Origin of the sequence: Frigoribacterium endophyticum (assembly GCF_011759585.1) — a bacterium.
GTDB lineage: Bacteria > Actinomycetota > Actinomycetes > Actinomycetales > Microbacteriaceae > Frigoribacterium > Frigoribacterium endophyticum.
In genome coordinates this window covers 183,510-204,416 of sequence record NZ_JAAOYV010000002.1, presented here as the reverse complement: position 1 = coordinate 204,416, position 20,907 = coordinate 183,510, and the positions used below count along the sequence as shown (strand labels likewise).

At 74.1% G+C, this 20,907-nt stretch carries 15 protein-coding genes; 9 read left to right on the top strand and 6 right to left on the bottom strand.

The features are described 5' to 3' along the window. Nucleotides 1–10: 10 nt before the first annotated feature. Nucleotides 11–1,591 carry a glycine betaine/L-proline transporter ProP gene (gene proP / locus FHR77_RS08290; protein WP_167259666.1) on the top strand — a complete coding sequence of 527 codons (1,581 nt, stop codon included), beginning with the start codon at nucleotides 11–13 and terminating at the stop codon, nucleotides 1,589–1,591. Between the two features lie 52 nt (nucleotides 1,592–1,643). Here the strand turns inward: proP and FHR77_RS08285 are convergent, their stop codons facing one another. The 4 genes from FHR77_RS08285 to FHR77_RS08270 all read right to left on the bottom strand — a co-directional run bounded on the left by FHR77_RS08285 (nucleotide 1,644) and on the right by FHR77_RS08270 (nucleotide 6,904). Beyond that, entirely contained in the window at nucleotides 1,644–3,338 is a 1,695-nt protein-coding gene (locus tag FHR77_RS08285) for a dipeptide ABC transporter ATP-binding protein (RefSeq protein ID WP_341777287.1), read from the bottom strand. After that, complete coding sequence (locus FHR77_RS08280; RefSeq protein WP_167259665.1) at nucleotides 3,335–4,144, bottom strand: ABC transporter permease subunit; 810 nt, start codon at nucleotides 4,142–4,144, stop codon at nucleotides 3,335–3,337. Before FHR77_RS08280 ends, FHR77_RS08285 begins: the two co-directional genes overlap by 4 nt. 101 nt (nucleotides 4,145–4,245) lie before the next feature. Next, nucleotides 4,246–5,286, bottom strand: coding sequence for an ABC transporter permease (locus FHR77_RS08275; protein ID WP_167259664.1), 1,041 nt, complete (start codon nucleotides 5,284–5,286; stop codon nucleotides 4,246–4,248). Then, nucleotides 5,264–6,904: an ABC transporter substrate-binding protein gene (locus FHR77_RS08270; RefSeq protein ID WP_167259663.1), complete on the bottom strand. Its 1,641-nt coding sequence runs from the start codon at nucleotides 6,902–6,904 to the stop codon at nucleotides 5,264–5,266. The genes FHR77_RS08275 and FHR77_RS08270 overlap by 23 nt, the downstream gene beginning before the upstream one ends. A gap of 95 nt (nucleotides 6,905–6,999) precedes the next feature. Here FHR77_RS08270 and FHR77_RS08265 point away from each other — a divergent pair, with 95 nt between their 5' ends. Further along, nucleotides 7,000–7,647, top strand: a complete 648-nt coding sequence (locus FHR77_RS08265) for a TetR/AcrR family transcriptional regulator (RefSeq protein ID WP_167259662.1) — start codon at nucleotides 7,000–7,002, stop codon at nucleotides 7,645–7,647. Nucleotides 7,648–7,667: 20 nt separating this feature from the next. Here the strand turns inward: FHR77_RS08265 and FHR77_RS08260 are convergent, their stop codons facing one another. Continuing rightward, nucleotides 7,668–8,183 carry a GtrA family protein gene (locus tag FHR77_RS08260; protein WP_208380754.1) on the bottom strand — a complete coding sequence of 172 codons (516 nt, stop codon included), beginning with the start codon at nucleotides 8,181–8,183 and terminating at the stop codon, nucleotides 7,668–7,670. A gap of 248 nt (nucleotides 8,184–8,431) precedes the next feature. Between FHR77_RS08260 and FHR77_RS08255 the strand changes: the two genes are divergently transcribed. From FHR77_RS08255 to FHR77_RS08245, 3 genes are all read left to right on the top strand, one after another. Continuing rightward, nucleotides 8,432–10,042, top strand: a complete 1,611-nt coding sequence (locus FHR77_RS08255) for a hypothetical protein (RefSeq protein ID WP_167259661.1) — start codon at nucleotides 8,432–8,434, stop codon at nucleotides 10,040–10,042. A 327-nt stretch (nucleotides 10,043–10,369) separates the two neighbouring features. Then, nucleotides 10,370–12,007 carry a DUF3597 domain-containing protein gene (locus FHR77_RS08250; RefSeq protein WP_167259660.1) on the top strand — a complete coding sequence of 546 codons (1,638 nt, stop codon included), beginning with the start codon at nucleotides 10,370–10,372 and terminating at the stop codon, nucleotides 12,005–12,007. Between the two features lie 313 nt (nucleotides 12,008–12,320). Continuing rightward, entirely contained in the window at nucleotides 12,321–13,844 is a 1,524-nt protein-coding gene (locus FHR77_RS08245; RefSeq protein WP_167259659.1) for a hypothetical protein, read from the top strand. Here FHR77_RS08245 and FHR77_RS08240 read toward each other — a convergent pair. Further along, a complete protein-coding gene (locus FHR77_RS08240; RefSeq protein ID WP_167259658.1) occupies nucleotides 13,807–14,790 on the bottom strand; it encodes a cation diffusion facilitator family transporter in 984 nt (327 codons plus the stop codon). The genes FHR77_RS08245 and FHR77_RS08240 overlap by 38 nt on opposite strands. 280 nt (nucleotides 14,791–15,070) lie before the next feature. On the opposite strand from FHR77_RS08240, the gene ileS reads away from it, so the two are divergent. The 4 genes from ileS (at nucleotide 15,071) to ndk (ending at nucleotide 20,658) form a co-directional block, all read left to right on the top strand. Continuing rightward, complete coding sequence (gene ileS, locus FHR77_RS08235; RefSeq protein WP_167259657.1) at nucleotides 15,071–18,352, top strand: isoleucine--tRNA ligase; 3,282 nt, start codon at nucleotides 15,071–15,073, stop codon at nucleotides 18,350–18,352. Continuing rightward, nucleotides 18,349–19,758: a bifunctional folylpolyglutamate synthase/dihydrofolate synthase gene (locus FHR77_RS08230; RefSeq protein ID WP_167259656.1), complete on the top strand. Its 1,410-nt coding sequence runs from the start codon at nucleotides 18,349–18,351 to the stop codon at nucleotides 19,756–19,758. Before ileS ends, FHR77_RS08230 begins: the two co-directional genes overlap by 4 nt. Next, nucleotides 19,755–20,180, top strand: coding sequence for a DUF4233 domain-containing protein (locus tag FHR77_RS08225; RefSeq protein ID WP_167259655.1), 426 nt, complete (start codon nucleotides 19,755–19,757; stop codon nucleotides 20,178–20,180). The genes FHR77_RS08230 and FHR77_RS08225 overlap by 4 nt, the downstream gene beginning before the upstream one ends. A gap of 61 nt (nucleotides 20,181–20,241) precedes the next feature. Further along, nucleotides 20,242–20,658 carry a nucleoside-diphosphate kinase gene (ndk, locus tag FHR77_RS08220; protein WP_167259654.1) on the top strand — a complete coding sequence of 139 codons (417 nt, stop codon included), beginning with the start codon at nucleotides 20,242–20,244 and terminating at the stop codon, nucleotides 20,656–20,658. The last annotated feature ends 249 nt before the right edge of the window (nucleotides 20,659–20,907 follow it).

The following is a 20,907-nucleotide window of genomic DNA, read 5'->3' as shown; positions in this document are numbered from 1 at the left end:
TACTCGCACCATGTCAGCCAGGAAGAACGCCCCGACGCCCCGTCGTCGAGAACTCACCACCGACGACGTCACCGTCGTCGAGGAGTCGATGCTCAAGCGCGCCGTCAGCGCGGCCGCCCTCGGCAACGCCATGGAGTGGTTCGACTTCGGCGTCTACGCGTACATCACCACCACGATCGCCCAGGTCTTCTTCCCGCCCGGGAACGACGCCCTGAACATCCTCTTCACCTTCGGCACCTTCACGGCCGCCTTCGTCGTCCGGCCGATCGGCGGCGCCTTCTTCGGCCCGCTCGGCGACCGCATCGGTCGGCAGAAGGTGCTCGCCATGACGATGATCCTGATGGCCGCCGGCACGCTCGCGATCGGCCTGATCCCCTCCTACGCGACCATCGGAGTGTGGGCACCGATCCTGCTGCTGCTGGCGCGGCTCCTGCAGGGCTTCTCGACCGGAGGCGAGTACGGCGGCGCCGCCACCTTCATCGCCGAGTACTCGCCCGACAAGCGACGCGGCTTCATGGGCTCGTGGCTCGAGTTCGGCACCCTGGGCGGCTACGTGCTGGGCGCCTCCCTCGTGACCGCGCTGCAGCTCGGCCTGAGCGAGGAGGCCCTGCTCGGCTGGGGCTGGCGGATCCCGTTCATCGTCGCGGGCCCGCTCGGCCTGATCGGGCTGTACCTGCGGCTCAAGCTGGAGGAGACCCCGGCCTTCCAGAAGCAGCAGGCCGAGGCCTCCGAGCGCGAGCACCAGAAGGTGCCGCTCCTGTCGCTGTTCCGCGAGAACTGGCGTGCCCTGCTCGTCTGCGTCGGCCTCGTGCTCGTCTTCAACGTCACCGACTACATGCTGCTGTCGTACATGCCGACCTACCTGTCCAACACCCTCGGGCGCGACGCGACAAGCGGGCTGCTGTTCATCATCGTGGTGATGGTGCTGATGATGCTCGTCATCACCTTCGGCGGGCGGCTCAGCGACCGCTTCGGCCGGCGCCCCGTGCTCTTCGCGGGCTGCATCGGCTTCCTGGTGCTGTCGTTCCCGGCGCTCCGCATGGTGCAGAGCGACAACGGCGTGCTGTCGTTCGCGGGCCTGCTCGTGCTCGGCCTCGTGCTCGTCACGTTCACGTCGACCATGCCGTCGACGCTGCCCGCGCTCTTCCCCACGATCATCCGGTACGGCGCCCTCGCGATCGCCTTCAACGTGTCTGTTTCGCTCTTCGGCGGCACGACCCCGCTCGCGACCGAGGCGCTCGTCGTCTGGGCCGAGGGACGCGGCTTCGGCTGGGCCCACGACATCCCCGCCTTCTACCTGATGGCGGCCGCCGTGATCGGGCTCGTCGCCGTGTGGTTCACCAAGGAGACCGCGAACGAGCCGCTGCTCGGCTCGGGCCCGACCGTGGCCACCGAGGCCGAGGCCCACGAGCTGATCGAGGCGTACCGCGACGAGACCAGCGACGTGGCGCAGTCGGACTGGGGCCTCGCGTTCGCGGACTCCGGGCCGATCGCCGTGATCCGGCCGGAGGGCCAGGGCGGCGAGGGCGACGGCACGGGCGAGGGCGAGCTCGGCGGGCGGCCCGCCGCCGCGGAGCCGACGCGCTCGTAGGCGACGGGCTCCGGGCGACCGCGCTCAGGGCCGCGATCGCGGCCGCGCGGGCTCAGGGCCGCGCGGCCAGCAGCGCCCGCGTGTACGGGTGCTGCGGCGCGGCGAACAGCGGGGCCGCGGGGCCGTGCTCGACGACCCGGCCGTGCTGCATCACCGCGACGTGGTCGCTCATGTGGGCGACCACGTCGAGGTCGTGCGAGATGAACAGGTACGCGAGTCCCTCCTCGCGCTGGAGCTCGTCGAGCAGGTCGAGCACCTGCGCCTGCACCGAGACGTCGAGGGCCGACACCGGTTCGTCGCACACGACGACGCGGGGCCGGGGGGCCAGGGCACGGGCGACGGCGACCCGCTGGCGCTGACCCCCGGAGAGCGTGCCGGGGCGCCGCTCGGCGACGTCGACGGCGAGGCCCACGCGGTCGAGCAGCCCCTCGACCTCGGTCGACACCCGCCCCGGCCGCGTGACGCGGCCGCTCGTCACGGCGTCGGCGAGCAGCTGACCGACCGTCCACCGGGGGTCGAACGAGCTCGACGGGTCCTGGTAGACGGCGCCGAGCAGGGCCCGGCGCGCCCGGCGCTCCCGCTCGCGCAGCGGCGCCCACGGCTCGCCGAGCAGCGTCACCGCCCCGTCGTCGGGGTCGTCGAGGCCCAGCAGGAGGCGCGCGGTCGTGGTCTTGCCGCTCCCGGACGCGCCCACCAGGCCGAGCGTCTCGCCGGCGCGCAGCTCGAACGAGACGTCGTCCACGGCGACGCGGGGCGCGCTGCCCCGCACCGCGAACGCCCGGCGCAGCCCGCTCGCGGCGAGCACGACCTCCGGCGCCGGCCCGGCTCCGACCCGCGATGAACCGCGTTCCGATCCATGAACCGCGCTGGAGCGCGGTTCATCGTTCGGAACGCGGTTCTCGGCGGTCGCCGCGGGCGCGGGAGGCGCGGAGCGGTCAGGCGCGGAGGGCGCGGGCGACAGCCGGGCACCGCGGGCCACGCCGCGCGGCAGCGCTGCGAGCAGCAGCCGCGTGTACTCGTGTCGCGGGTCGCCGAGCACCTGCTCGGTCGGCCCCGTCTCGACGACGACGCCGGCGCGCATCACCACCACGCGATCGGCGAGCCGACGCACGACGCCGAGGTCGTGGCTGATCGCGAGCACCGCGGTGCCGCCGTCGCGGAGCGCCGCCAGGCGGTCGACGACCAGCCTCTGCACCTCGGCGTCGAGGGCCGTCGTCGGCTCGTCGGCGACGACGAGCTCGGGGCGCAGCACGAGCGCCGCGGCGATCAGGGCCCGCTGACGCAGCCCGCCCGACAGCTCTCCCGACCGCTGGCCGAGGCGCGCCTCCGGCTCGGGCATGCCCACCTCCACCAGCGCCTCCAGCGCACGCTCCCGGCGGCCTCGCGGCCCAAGAGGCGTGTGGAGGCGGAGGGCGTCGTCGATCTCGCGGCCGATCGGTCGCAGCGGGTCGAGCGACACGAGCGCGTCCTGCAGCACCAACCCGATGCGCGGCCCCCGGACGGCACGCCAGCCGCGCTCGCCGAGGGCCGTGAGGTCGGTGTCGCCGAGCCGCAGGCCGCGGGCCGAGACCCGGCCGCCGCTCAGGCCGAGCAGCGACCGTGCGGTGACGCTCTTGCCCGACCCCGACTCGCCCACGATCGCGACGCACTCGCCGGTCGACACCGAGAACGAGACGTCGTCGACGACCGGCCGCCCGCCGAAGGCGACGGAGAGCCCGTCGACCTCGAGCAGCGCCGGGCCGCTCACGAGGTGCCCCCGCGTCGAGCGAGACCGCGGCCGACGATGGTCGACGCCGCCGCCGTGACGACGACCGCGAGGCCGGGGAAGACCGTCATCCACCAGGCGACCTGCACGTAGGTGCGGCCGGCCGAGAGCATCGCGCCCCACTCGGGCGCGGGCGGGGGCGAGCCCAGGCCGAGGTAGCTCAGCGACGAGGCCCAGACGACGGCCTGGCCGAGGCCGAGCGTCGCCAGCACGACCACGGGTGCGAGGGCGTTCGGCAGCACGTGCCGCAGCAGCACCGTCGAGGGCCGGCGGCCGAGCACCACGGCGGCCTCGACCATGGCCGACCGTCGCACCCGGCGCACCTGGGTCCGCACGATGCGTGCGTAGCCGGGCGCCGTGGCGAGGCCGACGGCGAGGGTCGCCGGCACGGCGCCGGGCCCGGTGAAGGCGATCACGACCAGCGCGAGCAGGAGGCCCGGCAGGGCGAAGAGCACCTCGAGCAGGCGGCTGACGCCCGCGTCGGCGGCGCGCCCGGGCCAGCGCCCGTCGCCGAAGCCGGCGGCCACGCCCAGCAGCACGCCGAGGCCGGTGCCGATCAGGGTCGCGACCGCGCCGATCGTCAGCGACGCCCCGGCGCCGTGCACGATCCGCGTCCAGATGCCGCGCCCCGACTCGTCGGTGCCGAGCGGGTGCGCGAGCGACGGCGCGCCGAAGGCGTCGGCCGGCGAGACCGCGAGGGGGTCGCCGGGCGCCAGGAGCCCCGGCGCGACCGCGGCCACGACGATCACCGCGAGCACGACGGCGGCCACGGCCTCGACGGGCCGCACGCGCCTCCGGGGGCGCCGGCGACCAGGGCTCGACCGCGGCGGCGCAGGCGGGGCAGACGGCTCCGACGGCCCCGGCGCCCCCGGCAGCACGGGCAGCACCGTCACGAGGCCCGCTCCCGCGGGTCGACGGCGCGCTCCGCGAGGTCGCCGAGCGCGACGACCACGACGTACGCGAGCGCGGAGGCGAGGGCGACGCCGGTCACGAGGGGCACGTCGCGGAGCGTCACCGCCCCGAGCAGGGTGCGCCCGAGGCCCGGCCGGGCGAAGACCGACTCGACCACGACGGCCCCGCTGAGCAGCGAGCCGAACGCCCACCCCGACAGGGCGAGCCCCGGCAGCGCGGCGTGCCGCAGCAGGTGCCGACGGAAGAGCCCCGAGGTCGACTCTCCCCGGGCCCGCGCCGTCACGGCGAACGGGGCGGAGGCCGCGTCGAGCAGGGAGTCGCGGGTCACCTGCCCGAGGAACCCCGCCACCGGGATCGCCAGGGTCACCACCGGCAGCACGAGGCCGACGGGCGTGCCCGTGCTGACCGGGGGCAGCAGGCCGAGCTGCGTGCTGAAGACGAGGACGAGCACGCTCGCCAGCCAGAAGTGCGGCACCGCGGCCGCGACGACCTCGAGCGCCGACGAGACGGCGGAGGCCGCCCGCCCGCCGAGGGTCGCCCACCAGGCCGTGCCGAGGGCGATCAGCCAGGCGACGACGAGCGACGCCAGTGCGAGGGCGAGCGTGCCGGGCAGCTGCTCGAGCAGCAGCCCGGCCACGTCGGCCCGGAGCGACCACGACGTGCCGAGGTCGCCGGTGACGAGGCGCCCCAGCTGCTGGAGGTACTGCACGACGAGGGGCTGGTCGAGGCCGTACTGCTCGCGCACGAGGGCGAGGGCCTCGGCCGACGCCTGCGAGCCCGGCCCGCCGAGGATCGCCTCTGCCGGGTCGCCCGGCACGAGCCGCACCGCGAAGAAGATGAGGGTCGCCACGGCCCAGAGCACCAGCACCGCGCCGGCCACCCGGCCGACGACCCACCGCAGGGCCCGCTCGGCCGACCCGCGACTCCTGCCCGCCCGGCCGCCGGCCGCGCTCCGTCGGGGCGACGGAGGGGCGACGACCGAGCCGGCCCCGACCTCAGTCGGTGACGGAGGCGTCATACAGGGTGACCGCCTGCACCGGGGGCAGCGCGCGGACGCCGGTGACCGACGAGCCGACGAGGTAGTGGTTCTGCTGGTCGTAGAGGGGCAGCACGGTGCGGCTCTCGAGCACGATCTGCTGGGCCTGCTGGTAGAGGTCGGCGCGCTCGTCGGCGTCGGAGGTCTGGGAGGCGCGGGTCAGCAGGTCGTCGAGGGCCGGGTCGGAGAGCTGGGCGTGGTTGGCGAAGTAGCCGCTCGGCGCCGGGGTGGTGCCCGACGTGTCGAACAGGATGCGCAGCACGTCGGGGCCGACCTTCGTGTACGGCGCGCTGACCAGGTCGTAGTCGTCGGTGGCGAGGGCGCCGTACCAGCTCGAGAGGTCGAGGGGCTGCAGCACGACCTCGAACCCGAGCGACTTGGCCCCGGCCTGGATCTGCTCGAAGAGCGACTGCTCGGCGGGGATCGACTGGTTGGTGCTGACCGGGAAGGTCAGCGACAGGCGCGTGCCGTCCTTGGTGCGGTAGCCCTCGCTGTCGCGCCCCGTCCAGCCGGCCTCGTCGAGCAGGTCGGCGGCGGCGTCGGCGTCGACCTCGAACAGCGACGGGTCGGAGTACGCGAGCGGCTCGACGCTCGAGAGGGGGCTGTACGAGCGCTCGGCGGTGCCGAAGAAGAGCGAGTCGATCGCGTCGTCGACGTCGACGCCCGTGACGAACGCCTCGCGCACCCGCTCGTCGTCGAAGGGGGCCTTGCCCGAGTTCAGCTCGAGACGGTTGGAGGCGCCGGGCCGCGGCGCGTCGATCTCGCTGATCGCGTCGTCTTTCTCCGCCGCGACGAGGGTGTCGGGCTGGGCGTTGTCGATCACGTCGACCTGGCCGGCCTGGAGGGCCGCGTAGCGCGCCGCGGAGTCGGGGATGAACCGCCAGACGACGCTCTCGAGGTGAGCGGGGCCGGTGTGGTCGGCGTCGGCGGGCGGCGACGAGTAGTCGTCGTAGCGCGACAGCTCGACCTGCTCCTGCTTCGTCCACGAGTCGACGACGAAGGGGCCGGTGCCGACGGGCGACTCGCAGTTGATCTCCTGGGGCCGCTGGAGCGCCTCGGGCGACTCCATCGCGAGCCACGGCTGCGTGAGCGACTCGAGCAGGGCGCTGTCGGGCGTGCTCAGGTCGATGCGGGCCGTCAGGTCGTCGACGGCCTCGACCCCGGTCACCTTCGCGAGGGCCAGGTAGCCCGTGGACGACAGCGTCGAGGGGTCCTGCACGTGGGCGACGTTCGCGGCGACCGCGGCGGCGTCGAAGGGGGTGCCGTCGGTGAACGTCACGTCGGGCTTCAGGGAGAAGGTCCAGCTCAGGCCGTCGCTCGCCTCCGTCCACGACTCGGCGAGCCAGGGCACGATCTCGCCGTCGGCGTCCTTCGACACGAGCGACTCGGCGTACTGGGTCGAGATGAGGGCCTGCGGGTAGTTGCCCCCGACGTGCGGGTCGAGGCAGGTGGGCTCGGCGTCGCCGGTGGCGTAGGTGAGCGTGCCGCCCTCGACCGGCGTCGCGGAGTCGCCGGCGTCGTCGGCCCCGGCGGTGCACCCGGCCAGCGCGAGGGCGCCGACGGTCGCGAGGGCGAGCAGGGGGAGGGGACGCGTGCGCATGGAGCTCCGGTGGATGACGGGTGGCCGAGGGAGGGGCGGCATTGTTGTACTCAGTACAAACTCGCCGTCATCGAGTATACCGGCATGATGGGGCCATGTCCGACGACGCCCTCCGCCGCCCCGACGACGCCCCGGCACGGCCCCTCGGGAGGCCTCGTCGCTCGTCGGCCGAGATGCTCGCCGACGCCGCGGCCGAGCTCTTCCTCGAGGCCGGCTGGTCGGGCACGACCGTCGACCACATCGCGCGGCGGGCCGGGGTCAGCCGGGGCACGTTCTTCAACTGGTTCGACGCGAAGTCCGACCTCTTCTGGGTCGACCTCGACGCGAGCGCGGCCGGTCTCGGCGACCTGCTCCGCGCCTCCTCGGGGCTCTCTCCCGTCCGGGCCGTGGTGGCCGCGCTGGTGGCCGTGGCGCGGGAGCACCCGGCCGACCGGGTGCCCTGGGCGCTGACCCAGGCCGACGCGATGGGCCTCGGCGACGAGGTGGTGGCGTCGGCGGCGGTGCGGGGCGTCAGGCTGCGGACGGTCGTCGCGGCGTACCTGGCGGAGGCGGCCGGGCGCCCGCGGGGCGACCTCGACGTCGAGGTGGCCGCGTCGGTGCTGCTCGCGGCGGTGGCCACCTCGGTCGTGACGTGGGCGGGCTCCGGCGTCGGCAGGCCGGCCCTCGGCGACGTCGTGGAGCGGGCGCTCAGTCCCGTCGCGGACGGCCTGGACGACCGTCTGCCGCCGACCGGCGGAGCCTGACCGGGTGCCGGTCGCCCGACCTAGCGGGCGGGGGTCGGGGTGGACGCCGTGGAGGGCGACGTGGGCGACAGGACGTCGTCGAGCTCGGCGCGCTTCGGGAAGACGAACTTGTTCATGGCCCAGTAGCGGAAGACCATGGCGATCATCGTGCCGATCACGGGCCCGCTGACGAAGTCGGCGATCTCCTGGTGGGCGCGCGTGACGTTCGGCACCTCGAGGTCGAAGCCGTAGCGCGACAGGTAGAGGGGGGCGGAGTTGAGGCCGATGCCGATGACGCTGACGATCACGAACAGCAGCAGCTCGTACGCGGTGTGACGGTCGCCGCGGTCGTCGAACGACCACTTCTTGTTCAGCACGTACGAGACGATCGTCGCGACGATCGTGCCCACCGCGAGCGCAGTGACCGGGTGCTGGGGGATCACGAAGAGCTTGAGGCCGTAGTTGATCACCATCGTGATCACGAAGCCGACGCCGCCGACCACCAGGAAGCGGAGGACGGAGGGGTTGGCCTTCACGAGCCGGATCAACGAGCGCACGGTGAGACGTTACCTCCGCTACCTTGCCGCTTACCGTGGACCCGGGCGCGTCATCCTCCAGGACGAGGAGGGCACCCCGGGAGGATGGACCGGGGCGGACGGACGGATGAACTGGTGAGTTCTGCTCAGCCGACCGGCGAGCGAACGGATAGGTTCGGGGGACCGCCGCTCGGGGAGCTGCGGAGGCAGCGTCCGGGGGTGAGTCGGGGGGCGCTGCCGTCACGCCCGGCTCACAGGACAGGACCACCATGAACAAGCCCTGGGAGGCGCTCCTCGCGACCTCCGCCGTCGTCTCCCTCGCCCTCGGGGGCGTCGTCGTCGCCTCGGCCTCCGCCTCCGCGGCGGACCTGCCGGTCAGCAGCGCCACGGAGGCGCCGGTCGACCCGGCCGCGCCGGGGGAGGCCGCCGCGCCCGTCGGCGACGTGCCCGTCGAGCCCGCCGTGCCGGCCGAGCCCGCCGTGCCGGCCGAGCCCGCCGTGCCGGCCGACGACCCCGCGGTCGTGCCTGAGCCGGCCGCGCCCGCCGCGACGGTCGACGAGCCCGCGGTGGCGCCCGCGCCCGACGCCGGCGACGACGCCCCGACCGCCGACGCCGTCGAGCCCGACGCGGCCGCGGACGACGTCGTCGCCGCGGCGCTCGCCCCGGCCCCGGCCGCGCCGGCCCTCGACGGCGGGATCATCGGCCTCGCCGAGGTCACCGCCGCCCAGGGGGCCACGGAGACCGACGTTCCCCTCACCTTCACCGGGACGGGCCTGCCGGGCGCCCTCGTCAGCGTCGACTTCGAGCTGACCGACGACGTCCAGGGCGCCGTCGACCCGGACACGTCCGTGGTCGTGGGCGCGGACGGTCGCTGGTCGGTGTCCGTCCGACTGGCGCCGGGCACGTCGACCTACACCGCGACCCAGCACACGATCGACGCGGACGGTGTCGCGACGAGCGACGAGTCCGCGCCCTCCGCCGAGAGGACCATGGTCGTCATCGCCCAGGTCCTCCCGCAGTGGGGCGTCGTCGACCAGGAGGCCGACGAGACGTGGGCCGCCGACCTCGTGTCCGACGAGGGGGTCGAGTACGCCCAGGTCACCGTCTTCGGCACCACGGGCACCCTCTACCGTGCCGAGATCAGCCTCGTCAGCGCCGACCGCTCGACGACCTACGAGGTCGTGCGCCCTGACGAGTACGCCGACGGGAAGTGGTCGCACACGTTCGCCGTCAGGCCCGGCCAGTACCGCATCGCCGTGCGCCAGGTCAGCGACGAGCCCGGCACCTTCCCCCGCTACAACTCGGGCCTGAACTACTCGCCCGTCACCACCGTGCTGCCATCGAGCGCCGTCGTCACGACCGCCCCGGTCGTCACGAGCCCGCTCGCCGGTGCGGCCCTCGTCGTGCCCGGCGGCCGTGACGGCGCGCCCGTCACGCTGGCGGGGACGGGGCAGCCGGGGTACGCGGTCGTCGCGTACGCCGAGCCCCGTGACGAGGACGGGACCTACGCCAACTTCGACGGTGCGGGCGACGGTCCGCTCGTCGTCGGTGCCGACGGCCGTTGGTCTGCCGCGGAGCAGGAGCTGCCGGCCGGGGTCTACGACGTCACCGTGTACCAGTACGACCCGAGCCTGCGGAACCCCAGAGCGTCCGAGACGACCACGCTGACCTTCGAGGTCCGTGCCGCGACCGCCGTCACCCCCGCGGGCACGACCGTGCGTCCGACGGCCGGAGGTTCGCTCGCCTACACCGGTTCCGACGACGCCTCGCGGGCGCTCGTCGGCGGCGGCCTGGCCGTCGTCCTCGGCGCCCTCGGCCTCATCGTGGCTCGCGTGCGTCGTCGAGCCGTCGCGGAGTCCGACGTGACGACGCGGTCGTAGCGACAGCAGCATCCGGGAGGCGGTGGTCGCCTCCGGGCCGGACGGGCACGTGCCCCTCCTGCCCGGGCGACCACCGCCTCCGTCGTCGTGCCCGGGGGCGACCGCCGGGCGGCGGATCGCCCCTCTCCGCCACGGCCTCATCCTCGAGGCTGAGGAGAGATCATCTCCAGGTCGCGTCATGATCACGGATCTGCGGACAGCGCCGCCCGGGCGACCGGACCGGTGCGTACGGTGGGCCCCAGGCGGTCCTCTGAGCGGCTGCCTCGCGGGGCCCGGGGGTGGGTCGAGAGCTCCGCGCCAGCGCCGGCCCACACGAGAGAGAAGACCATGAAGAAAAACGTGTCGGCCGCCGTGGCGCTGCCGACTGTCGTCGCCATCGCCCTGGGGGGACTCCTGATGGCCGCGCCGGCGTCCGCCGCACCGGTGCCCGTCGAGCAGAGCGAGGGAGGCGCGGTGCCGGTCGAGGAGACCAGCCCCGTCGTCAGCCCCGCCCCCGCCCCGACCGCCGTGCCGGAGGCCGCACCCGTCGCCGACGAGGCCACGCCCGTCGATGTCGAGGCTCCCCTCGAGGAGACGGTGCCGGCCGGGTCCGCCGACGCGACGGCCGACGCCGCCGCCGAGACGCCCGCCGCCGAGGCAGCCCCGGTCGCCGCGCCCGTCGCGGACGAGCCCGCCGCCTCCGCCGACGCCGCCGCCGCCGCGGCCGCGGCGGCGCTGGAGCCCGCCCCCGCGGCGCCTGCCCTCGACGGAGGGGCGATCGGCCTCTACGAGGTGACCCGCGACCAGGGGGCCACCGAGACCGACGTGCCGCTCACCTTCACGGGCACCGGGCTCGCCGGCGCCGTCGTGAGCCTCGACTTCGCCCGCGCCGACGGCATCACCGGCGTGGTCGACCCGGACGTCACCGTCCCCGTCGGGGCCGACGGCCGCTGGTCGGCCTCCGTCCGCGTCTCGCCGGGCACCTCGAGCTACACCGCCACCCAGCACACGGTCGACGCCGACGGTGCCGCCACGAGCGAGGAGTCGGCGCCCTCCGTCGAGCGGCGCATCGTCGTCATCGCGCAGGTCCTCCCGCAGTGGGCCGTCGTCGACATGGAGGGCGACCGCAAGTGGGTCGCCGACACCGTGGCCGAGGGCGGTGCCGAGATCGCCGAGGTGTACATCCAGGGCTGGACCGGGACGATGTACCTCGCCGAGCTCAGCGTCGTCAGCCCCGACCGGTCGACCACCTACGAGGTCGTGCGCCCCGAGGAGTACGCCGACGGCAAGTGGTCGCACGTGTTCGCCCTCGCGCCCGGGCAGTACCGGATCGCTGCGCGGCACATCGACGCCGAGACCCCTGGTCCGTTCCCCCGGTACAACTCCGGTCTGAACTACTCGCCGGTGATCACGGTGGTCCCGTCCAGCTCCGTGGTGACGACCGCGCCGGTCGTGACGTCCCCGGCCGACGGTTCGTCCGTCGTGGTGCCGGCCGGTCGCGACGAGGCGCCCGTCACCCTCCAGGGCACGGCGGAGCCGGGCTACGAGGTCTACGGCTACGCGAGGTCGCGCGACGAGGAAGGCGCCTGGGCCTCGTTCGGCGCCGCGGACGGCGGTCGGCTCCTCGCCGGTGCCGACGGCCGCTGGTCGGCCGCCGAGGTGGAGCTGCCCGTCGGCGTCTACGAGGTCACGGTGTACCAGTACGACTCGAGCCTGCAGAACCCCACGACGTCCGAGCCGACGACCCTGACCTTCGAGGTCCGCGCGGCGACGGTCGTGGCCCCCGCCGGCACCGGCACCGGCACCGACGCCGGCACCCCCGTGCGCCCGGTCGCCGGCGGCTCGCTGGCCTACACGGGCTCGGACGAGACCTCACGGGCTCTCGTCGGCGGTGGCTTGGCGGTCGTCCTCGGGGCCCTCGGCCTCGTCGTGGCTCGTCTGCGTCGTCGTGCCGTCCAGGAGTCCGACGTGACGACCCTGTCGTAGCGAGAGCAGCATCCGGGAGGCGGTGGTCGCCTCCGGGCCGGACGGGCGCGTGCCCGTCCTGCCCGGGCGACCGCCGCCTCCTTCGCCGTGGTGCCCGCGCTCGCCGAGGCCGCCACGAGCTGCTCTCCGCCGCCGTGACGAGGGAGCCTCACTCCAGCGGATGACATCGCGCAACGAAACGGTCACGGGGGGCCCGGGCGACCGGACCGCTGCGTACGGTGGGGCCCAGGTGGCCCTCTCGTGGCCGCCTCGCGGGGCCCGGGGGTGGGTCGAGTGCTCCGTGACGAGGTCGGCCCACGCGAGAGAGAAGACCATGAAGAACACCCTGTCGGCCGCCGTGGCGTTGCCGACCGTCATCGCCATCGCCCTGGGGGGACTCCTGATGGCCGCACCGGCAGCGTCGGCCGCGCCGGCTCCGGTCGAGCAGAGCGAGGGAGGCGCGGTGCCGGTCGAGGAGACCGCTCCGGTCACCAGCCCGACCCCGACCCCGACCTCCGAGCCAGAGCCCGCCGCCGACCAGCCGGAGGCCGTGGTCGACGAGGCCGAGGCCCCGGCGGCACCGGAGGACGCCGCGGCACCGGCACCGGCTGTCGACGAGACGTCGGCTGACGCGGTCGAGGCCCAGGCCGCGTTCGATGTCGCGAGCCCGGTGGAGGGGCAGGTGCTGTCGTCGGCCGGCGTGCGTGTCGTGGGAACGGCCCCGGCCGGGAGCCAGGTGGAGATCTCCAGCTCCGACGACACGGGCGTGGTCGTGCCGGTCGTCGACGGGGCCTTCGACGAGCCCGTCTCGCTGCCCGCGCAGGCGACGGCCGCGTCGAACGTCATCACCGTCCGGGTCGTCGGTGCCGACGGTGCCGACCTGGGCACCGTCCAGCGCACCGTGGTCGTGGCCGGGCTGCCGACCAGCGCCGCCCCCGTCATCTCGACCCCCGTCGACGGCAGCGCCGTCGAGGGCGTCCCCTTCGAGTCGGGCGACTTGGAGACGGGCGTCGTCGACCTCGCGGGCACGGGCACGCCCGGGGCCTCCATCGAGGTCGGCCTCGACGCCGTCGACCCGGTCGTGGCGTGGGGCTACGGCTACGACGCGGTCGTGGTCGGCGCCGACGGCACCTGGGCCGACTGGGTGTTCATGCCCTACGGCACCTGGCGCATCTCCGTCAGCCAGTCCGCGCAGGACGCCGACGGCTTCGCCACGGCGCTCTCGTCGCGGGCGGTGTCGGTCGTCGTCGACGTCCTCCGCCCCCGGGCCGCTGCCGCGGCTGCTCCCGTCGTCACGTCGCCCGGCCAGGGCAGCACGGTCGTCGGTCGTCCCGACCCCAGCCAGGGCGCGGGCGCGTCCTCTCTCGAGTTCACGATCACCGGCACCGGCACGCCCGGCAGCGCCATCGCGATCTACGGGTACTTCGAGGAGGGGCGGGCGCCCATCGACCGCTACGCCGCCGCCGCGCGCGGGGAGGGCGACGGCGAGGGCGACTTCGAGCCGCTCGTCGCCGGCACCGACCCCGTCGTCGTCGCCGCGGACGGGACGTGGTCGTTCACGCAGACCCTGGCCAGGCCGGGGACGTACTCCTTCGCGGCGTTCGCCCTGACGGGCGACCGGTACTTCCCGACGATGTCGGCGCCCAGCGAGGTGGTGACCTTCACCCTCGCCGCACCGGCGGCGGGCACGGCCACCGCGACCCCCGCCTCCCTCGCCTTCACGGGCGACGACGGCGTGGGCTCGGCTCTCGCCGGCGGCGTCCTCGCGATCGGCCTCGGCGCTGCCGCGCTCACGGTCGTCCGGCGGCGCGCTCGGCGGGTCAGCGACGCGGCTGCAGGCTCGGCTCGTCGGGCGTAGCCAGCGTCAGCACCGCCTCCTCCACCGCGTCGTGCTGCTCGAGCTCGCGCTCGACGCGGCGGAGGGCGACGGCGACGTGCTCCTCGGTGTCGTCGCCGCGCATGTCGACGGCGGCGACGAGGTAGAGCCGGCCCGGCCCGACGAACTCCGTGTGCAGGTAGGTCACGCGGTCGATCTCGGGCCGGGCCAGCAGCCGGGCGAGCACCGTCGACTCCAGCTCGTCGCTCGGGCTCTCGCCGACCAGGAAGCGCCGGTTGCGGTCGACGAGCACGAGGGCCACGACGCCGAGCAGCACGCCGACGAGGATGGACCCGACGGCGTCGTAGACGGCCGAGCCGGTCAGCTGGTGCAGCAGGATGCCGAGGAAGGCGATGACGAGGCCGACCAGGGCCGCGGCGTCCTCCGCGAACACCGCACGCAGGGTCGAGTTCGAGCTGCGCAGCACGAAGCGCAGGGTCGGCAGCTGCCGCTCGCGGGCGCTGCCCCGGGCCTGGCGGAGGGCCTGGGTGAACGAGATGCCCTCGAGCACGAACGCGACCGCCAGCACGACGTAGTTGACGAGGTAGTCCTCGGCCTCCTCCGCGGCGCCGAGCTGCGAGATGCCGTGCTGGATCGAGACCACCGCGCCGACGGTGAAGAGGCCGAACGCGGCGAACATCGACCAGACGTAGGTCTCCTTGCCGTAGCCGAGGGGGTGGTCGGCGTCCCTCTGCTTCACGCCGCGCTTGTCGGCGACGAAGAGGAAGACCTCGTTGCCCGTGTCGGCCCAGGAGTGCGCCGACTCCGCCACCATCGACGCCGACCCGGTCAGGAACGCCGCGACCGTCTTCGCGACCGCCACGAGCAGGTTCGCGAGGAACGCGACGACCACCGTGAGCGAGCTCTCCGGCTTCGGGGCGGAGCCGGTGCCCGGCGACGGGTCGGTGGTCGGGGGCGCTGTCGTCATGGAGTCGATGATGCACGCCCTGCACCGATCGCGCCGCGCCTCCTCGACGCGTACGATGTGACGTGCATCGATCCGGCCATCACCGGGGAGCACTCGGAAGAACGCGGAGACCTGCCCCTCGGGGCCGGCAGCCGCCGGTAGAACCGAGCGGGGCAGGCCCGTCACAGCCGCAGAGCGAGTGGTCGGTCCGTGAGGGCCGGCAAGCGGGGTGGTACCGCGACCTCCGAGGCCCCTCGGCGGTCGTCCCCGTGGACGGACATCCGCACCACCTGGAGTTCCCATGGCCTACCAGCCGGTACCCGCGTCACCCCGGTTCCCCGACGTCGAGCAGGGCGTCCTCGCCTTCTGGGCGGGCGACGACACCTTCCGCGAGTCGATCCGTGCCCGGGAGGGCCGCGACGAGTGGGTCTTCTACGACGGTCCGCCGTTCGCCAACGGCCTGCCGCACTACGGCCACCTGCTGACGGGCTACGCGAAGGACGTCTTCCCGCGGTACCAGACGATGCGCGGCAAGCAGGTGCACCGCCGCTTCGGCTGGGACACCCACGGGCTGCCCGCCGAGCTCGAGGCGATGCGCCAGCTCGGCATCACCGAGAAGCACCAGATCGACGAGATGGGCATCGGCGAGTTCAACGCCGCGGCCCGTGGCTCGGTGCTGCGCTACACCGACGAGTGGCAGCAGTACGTGACGCGCCAGGCGCGCTGGGTCGACTTCGAGGACGACTACAAGACCCTCGACGTCAGCTACATGGAGAGCGTGATCTGGGCCTTCAAGCAGCTGCACGACAAGTCGCTCGCCTACGAGGGCTTCCGGGTGCTCCCCTACTGCTGGCACGACCAGACCCCCCTGTCGAACCACGAGCTGCGCATGGACGACGACGTCTACAAGATGCGCCAGGACCAGACCGTCACGGTCGCCTTCCCGCTCGTCGGCGCCAAGGCCGAGTCGCTCGGCCTCACCGGCGTCGAGGCCCTCGCCTGGACGACCACGCCGTGGACCCTCCCGACGAACATGGCGCTCGCCGTCGGGCCGGCCATCGACTACGTGACCGTGCCCCACGCCCTGCTGCCGGGCGAGCGCGCCGGCGACCAGGAGCTGCTGACCGGCAGCGTCTTCCTGCTCGCCGCCGACACCCTCGCCGCCTACGCCCGCGACCTCGGCTACGAGTCCGCCGAGGCGGCGGAGGCCGCGGTCACGGCGCACTTCGCCGGCGCCGAGCTCGCCGACGTCGAGTACGACCGCATCTGGGACGTCTACGCCGACACCGAGACCTGGGGTACCGAGAACGCCTGGCGCCTCCTCGTCGCCGACTACGTCGCCACCGGCGAGGGCACCGGCATCGTGCACCAGGCCCCCGCCTACGGCGAGGACGACCAGCTGGTCTGCGCCGCCGCGGGCATCCCCGTGATCGTGTCCGTCGACGAGGCCGGGCGCTTCCTGCCGATGTTCGACGAGCTGGGCGTCGCCGGCCTCCAGGTGTTCGAGGCCAACAAGACGCTGGTGCAGCGCCTGCGCGCCGACGGGCGCCTGGTGCGCCTGGCGAGCTACGAGCACAGCTACCCGCACTGCTGGCGCTGCCGCAACCCGCTCATCTACAAGGCCGTCTCGAGCTGGTTCGTCCGCGTCACGGAGTTCCGCGACCGGATGGGCGAGCTCAACCAGGAGATCACCTGGGTGCCCGAGAACGTCAAGGAGGGGCAGTTCGGCAAGTGGGTCGCCGGCGCCCGCGACTGGTCCATCTCGCGCAACCGCTACTGGGGCTCGCCCATCCCCGTGTGGCGCAGCGACGACCCCGCGTACCCGCGCACCGACGTCTACGGCTCGCTCGCCGAGCTCGAGGCCGACTTCGGGCGCCTGCCGCTCAACGAGCAGGGCGAGCCCGACCTGCACCGCCCGTACATCGACGACCTCACGCGGCCGAACCCCGACGACCCGACCGGTCAGAGCACGATGCGCCGCATCGAGGACGTCTTCGACGTCTGGTTCGACTCGGGCTCGATGCCCTTCGCGCAGGTGCACTTCCCGTTCGAGAACCGTGACTGGTTCGAGACGCACGCTCCCGCCGACTTCATCGTCGAGTACATCGGGCAGACGCGCGGCTGGTTCTACGTCATGCACGCGCTCTCGACCGCGCTGTTCGACCGGCCGGCGTTCTCGAACGTCATCAGCCACGGCATCGTGCTCGGCTCCGACGGCCAGAAGATGTCGAAGAGCCTCCGCAACTACCCCGACGTGAGCGAGGTCTTCGACCGCGACGGGGCCGACGCCATGCGCTGGTTCCTCATGTCGAGCTCGGTGATCCGCGGCGGCAACCTCGTCGTCACCGAGGAGGGCATCCGCGAGGGCGTCCGGCAGTTCCTGCTGCCGCTCTGGAGCACGTACTACTTCTTCACCCTGTACGCGAACGCGGCCGAGGCCGACGGGTCGGGAGGCGCGGGTCGGCACGTCGCGGACGGCTACGTCGCGCAGTGGCGCACCGACTCGACCGACGTGCTCGACCGCTACCTGCTCGCGAAGACCCGCCGTCTCGTCACCGAGGTGGAGGGCCACCTCGACGCGCTCGACTCGCCGCTGGCCGCCGCGGCCCTCCGCGACTTCGCCGACGTGCTGACGAACTGGTACGTGCGCCGGTCGCGCGACCGCTTCTGGGCCGGCACCGACCACGACGCGTTCGACACCCTCTACACGGTGCTCGAGACGCTCACCCGCGTCGCGGCGCCCCTCGCCCCGCTCGTGACGGAGGAGATCTGGAAGGGCCTCACCGGCGGCCGCAGCGTCCACCTCGCCGACTGGCCCGACGCCTCCGCCTTCCCGGCCGACGACGCGCTCGTCGACGCGATGGACGCCGTGCGCGCCATCGCGTCGTCCGGCCTCGCGCTGCGCAAGGCGACCGGCCTGCGCGTCCGCCTGCCGCTCGCCCGCCTCACGGTGGTCGCGCCCGACACCGCGGGCCTCGAGCCGTTCCGCGCCATCCTCCGCGACGAGCTCAACGTCAAGGACGTCGTCCTCACCGCGCTCACGGAGGAGAGCCTCGGCGAGTGGGGCGTCACCCGCAAGCTGACGGTCAACGCCCGCGCGGCCGGCCCCCGCATCGGCAAGCAGGTGCAGCAGGTCATCCCCGCCGCGAAGAAGGGCGACTGGGAGGCGCGGGGCGAGACGGTCGTGGTGGGCGGCGTCGAGCTGCTGCCCGGCGAGTTCACCCTCGAGCTCGCCGTCGCCGACCCGTCGGCGGCGATCGCGTTCGTCGGCGACGGCGGCTTCGTGCTGCTCGACACCGCGACCACGCCCGAGCTCGAGGCCGAGGGCCTCGCGCGCGACGTCGTGCGGGCCGTGCAGCAGGCCCGCAAGGCGGCCGGCCTCGACGTCGGCGACCGGGTCGTCACGACCCTCGTCGTCGAGCCCGGCTCGGCCGCCGCGATCGAGGCGCACCGCGACCTGATCGCCGGCGAGACCCTGACGACCGAGCTGGTCGTCGACGTGCAGGACGACGTCGCGACGCGCGACGAGAGGGTCGCCGTCGGTTCCGGCGCGGCCGTGACGGTGGAGGTCCGACGAGCATGAGCCCGAAGAAGAAGAAGAGCGACGCCGAGGGCGAGGGCGCGGCCGACCGCGGCGAGTTCGCCGAGGGCGCCCGCCGCGTCTACGACGAGCTGCTCGCGCGCGTCGGCGAGCAGGCCCCGCAGCCGCGGCTGGGGGCGACGCGCCGCGCCGCCGAGCTGCTCGGCGACCCGCAGCGCGCCTACCCGGTGATCCACGTCACGGGCACGAACGGCAAGACCTCGACGAGCCGCATGATCGAGAGCGTGCTGCGCTCGTACGGCCTGCGCACCGGCCTGATGACGAGCCCGCACCTCACCCGCGTCAACGAGCGCATCGTCGTCGACGGCGAGCCGATCAGCGACGAGCTGCTCGTGGCGAACTGGGACGACATCCAGCCCTACCTGCAGATGACCGACGGCGAGCTGACGGCGGCGGGGGAGCAGCCCCTGACCTTCTTCGAGGCGCTCACCGTGCTGGCCTTCGCCTGCTTCGCCGACGCCCCCGCCGACGTCGTCGTGCTCGAGGTCGGCATGGGCGGCGAGTGGGACAGCACGAACGTCGCCGACGGCCAGGTCGCCGTGTTCACGCCGATCGCCCTCGACCACACGCAGCGCCTCGGCTCGACGGTCGACGCCATCGCCCGCACGAAGGCCGGCATCGTCAAGCCCTCGGCCTCGGTCGTCAGCGCCTCCCAGCAGCCGGAGGCGCTGGCCGAGCTGCAGAGGGCGGCCGACCTCACCGAGTCCACGCTCGCGGTCGAGGGCACCGCGTTCGGCGTCGAGTCGACCACGGTCGCGGTCGGCGGGCAGCTGATCACCGTCCGCGGCCTCGCCGGCCGCTACGACGACCTCCTGCTGCCCCTGTTCGGCGACCACCAGGCGCAGAACGCGGCGGTCGCGATCGCCGCCGTCGAGTCGTTCCTCGGCAGCGGCTCGCAGGCGCTCGACCACGACGTGCTGGCCGAGGGGCTCGCCGCCGTGACGTCGCCCGGCCGCCTCCAGATCGTGGCGAACGAGCCGACCATCCTCGTCGACGCGGCCCACAACCCGCACGGGGCGCGGGCCCTCGCGAAGGCGCTCGACGACTACTTCCAGTTCGGGCGCGTCGTGGCCGTGCTCGGGGTGCTCGCCGACAAGGACGCCGCCGGCATCGTCCGGGCGCTCTCCGGCACGGTGCAGCAGTTCGTCGTGACGAGCAGCGACTCCGAGCGCGCCGTCGACGCCGACGAGCTCGCCGCGATCGCGGTGGGCGTCGTCGGCGCTGACCGGGTCGTGGTCGAGACCGACCTCGTCGCGGCGCTCCGCACCGCCCGCGACCTCGCGGAGGAGACCGAGGGCGACGAGCCCGGCGGCGTCGTCGTCACCGGGTCGATCACGCTGGTCGGCGACGTGCTCGCGCTGGCGCAGGCGCCGGGAGGTCTCTCGTGACCGCGGCGCCGCCTCCCGAGGGCCCCCCGGCGGGCACCCGCCCGGCTGGTCGACGCCCCGGGCGCCGACGGGGCGCGGCCGAGAGCCTGCTCTCGATCGTGCTCGTGCTCGAGGCGCTATCGCTGTTCTTCGTGATGCTCGTCGTGAACGGCCGCGACCTGCTGCCGACGGCCGTGGCCTTCGGCGGCGGGTTCGCCGCCATCGTCGTCGTCATGCTCGTCTCGCGCACGACGCGCTGGCGGTGGGGCATCGCGCTCGGCTGGGTCGTGCAGGCGGGCCTGGTGGCCTGCGGGCTGCTCGACCCCGTCATGTACGTCGTCGCGGCGCTGTTCGTCGCCATCTGGACCTACTGCCTGATCAAGGGCACCCAGCTCGACCGCCTCAACGCCGCCCGCTACGGTGGGCCCGGCGACGCGGCGTGAGCCGGCCCGGCCGACCCGACCACACCGACCCTCCCGCCACCACACCAGAAGGAGCACCACAGTGACCGACCTCCAAGAGACCCTCGTCCTCGTCAAGCCCGACGGCGTCGCCCGCGGCCTCACCGGCGAGATCCTGCGCCGCGTCGAGGCCAAGGGCTACGAGCTCGTCGACCTGCGCATGCTGCAGGCCGACCGCGACCTCCTGTCGAAGCACTACGAGGAGCACGTGGGCAAGCCGTTCTACGAGCCGCTCGTCGAGTTCATGGAGAGCGGCCCCACCGTCGCCCTCCGCATCGCCGGCAACGGCGTCGTCGCGGGCTTCCGCTCGCTGGCCGGCACCACCGACCCGACGACCGCCGCCCCCGGCACCATCCGCGGCGACCTCGGCCGCGACTGGGGCCTCAAGGTGCAGCAGAACCTCGTCCACGGCAGCGACAGCCCCGAGTCCGCCGCGCGCGAGCTCGCTCTCTGGTTCTGAGTCTTCTGGCCAGCCGCCGCCCCTGCGGCTGACTGGCCGGGGCGTGTCGCTCGGGGTCGAGATGTGGCCCCGGGGGGCGCTCCAGGCGCCGGCTTCGCAGCCGCCTTCGCCGACATCGGGGGGCCAGCCGCCGCCCCTGCGGCTGACTGGCTGGGGCGTGTCGCTCGGGGTCGAGATGTGGCCCCGGGGGGCGCTCCAGGCGCCGGCTTCGCAGCCGCCTTCGCCGACATCGGGGGGCCAGCCGCCGCC

Bases quoted from the DNA above. Each gene is read 5' to 3' on its own strand.
- proP (WP_167259666.1), top strand. From the start codon at position 11: ATGTCAGCCAGGAAGAACGCCCCGACGCCCCGTCGTCGAGAACTCACC.
- FHR77_RS08275 (WP_167259664.1), bottom strand. From the start codon at position 5,286: ATGACGCCTCCGTCACCGACTGAGGTCGGGGCCGGCTCGGTCGTCGCC.
- FHR77_RS08270 (WP_167259663.1), bottom strand. From the start codon at position 6,904: ATGCGCACGCGTCCCCTCCCCCTGCTCGCCCTCGCGACCGTCGGCGCC.
- FHR77_RS08265 (WP_167259662.1), top strand. From the start codon at position 7,000: ATGTCCGACGACGCCCTCCGCCGCCCCGACGACGCCCCGGCACGGCCC.
- FHR77_RS08255 (WP_167259661.1), top strand. From the start codon at position 8,432: ATGAACAAGCCCTGGGAGGCGCTCCTCGCGACCTCCGCCGTCGTCTCC.
- FHR77_RS08250 (WP_167259660.1), top strand. From the start codon at position 10,370: ATGAAGAAAAACGTGTCGGCCGCCGTGGCGCTGCCGACTGTCGTCGCC.
- FHR77_RS08245 (WP_167259659.1), top strand. From the start codon at position 12,321: ATGAAGAACACCCTGTCGGCCGCCGTGGCGTTGCCGACCGTCATCGCC.
- FHR77_RS08240 (WP_167259658.1), bottom strand. From the start codon at position 14,790: ATGACGACAGCGCCCCCGACCACCGACCCGTCGCCGGGCACCGGCTCC.
- ileS (WP_167259657.1), top strand. From the start codon at position 15,071: ATGGCCTACCAGCCGGTACCCGCGTCACCCCGGTTCCCCGACGTCGAG.
- FHR77_RS08230 (WP_167259656.1), top strand. From the start codon at position 18,349: ATGAGCCCGAAGAAGAAGAAGAGCGACGCCGAGGGCGAGGGCGCGGCC.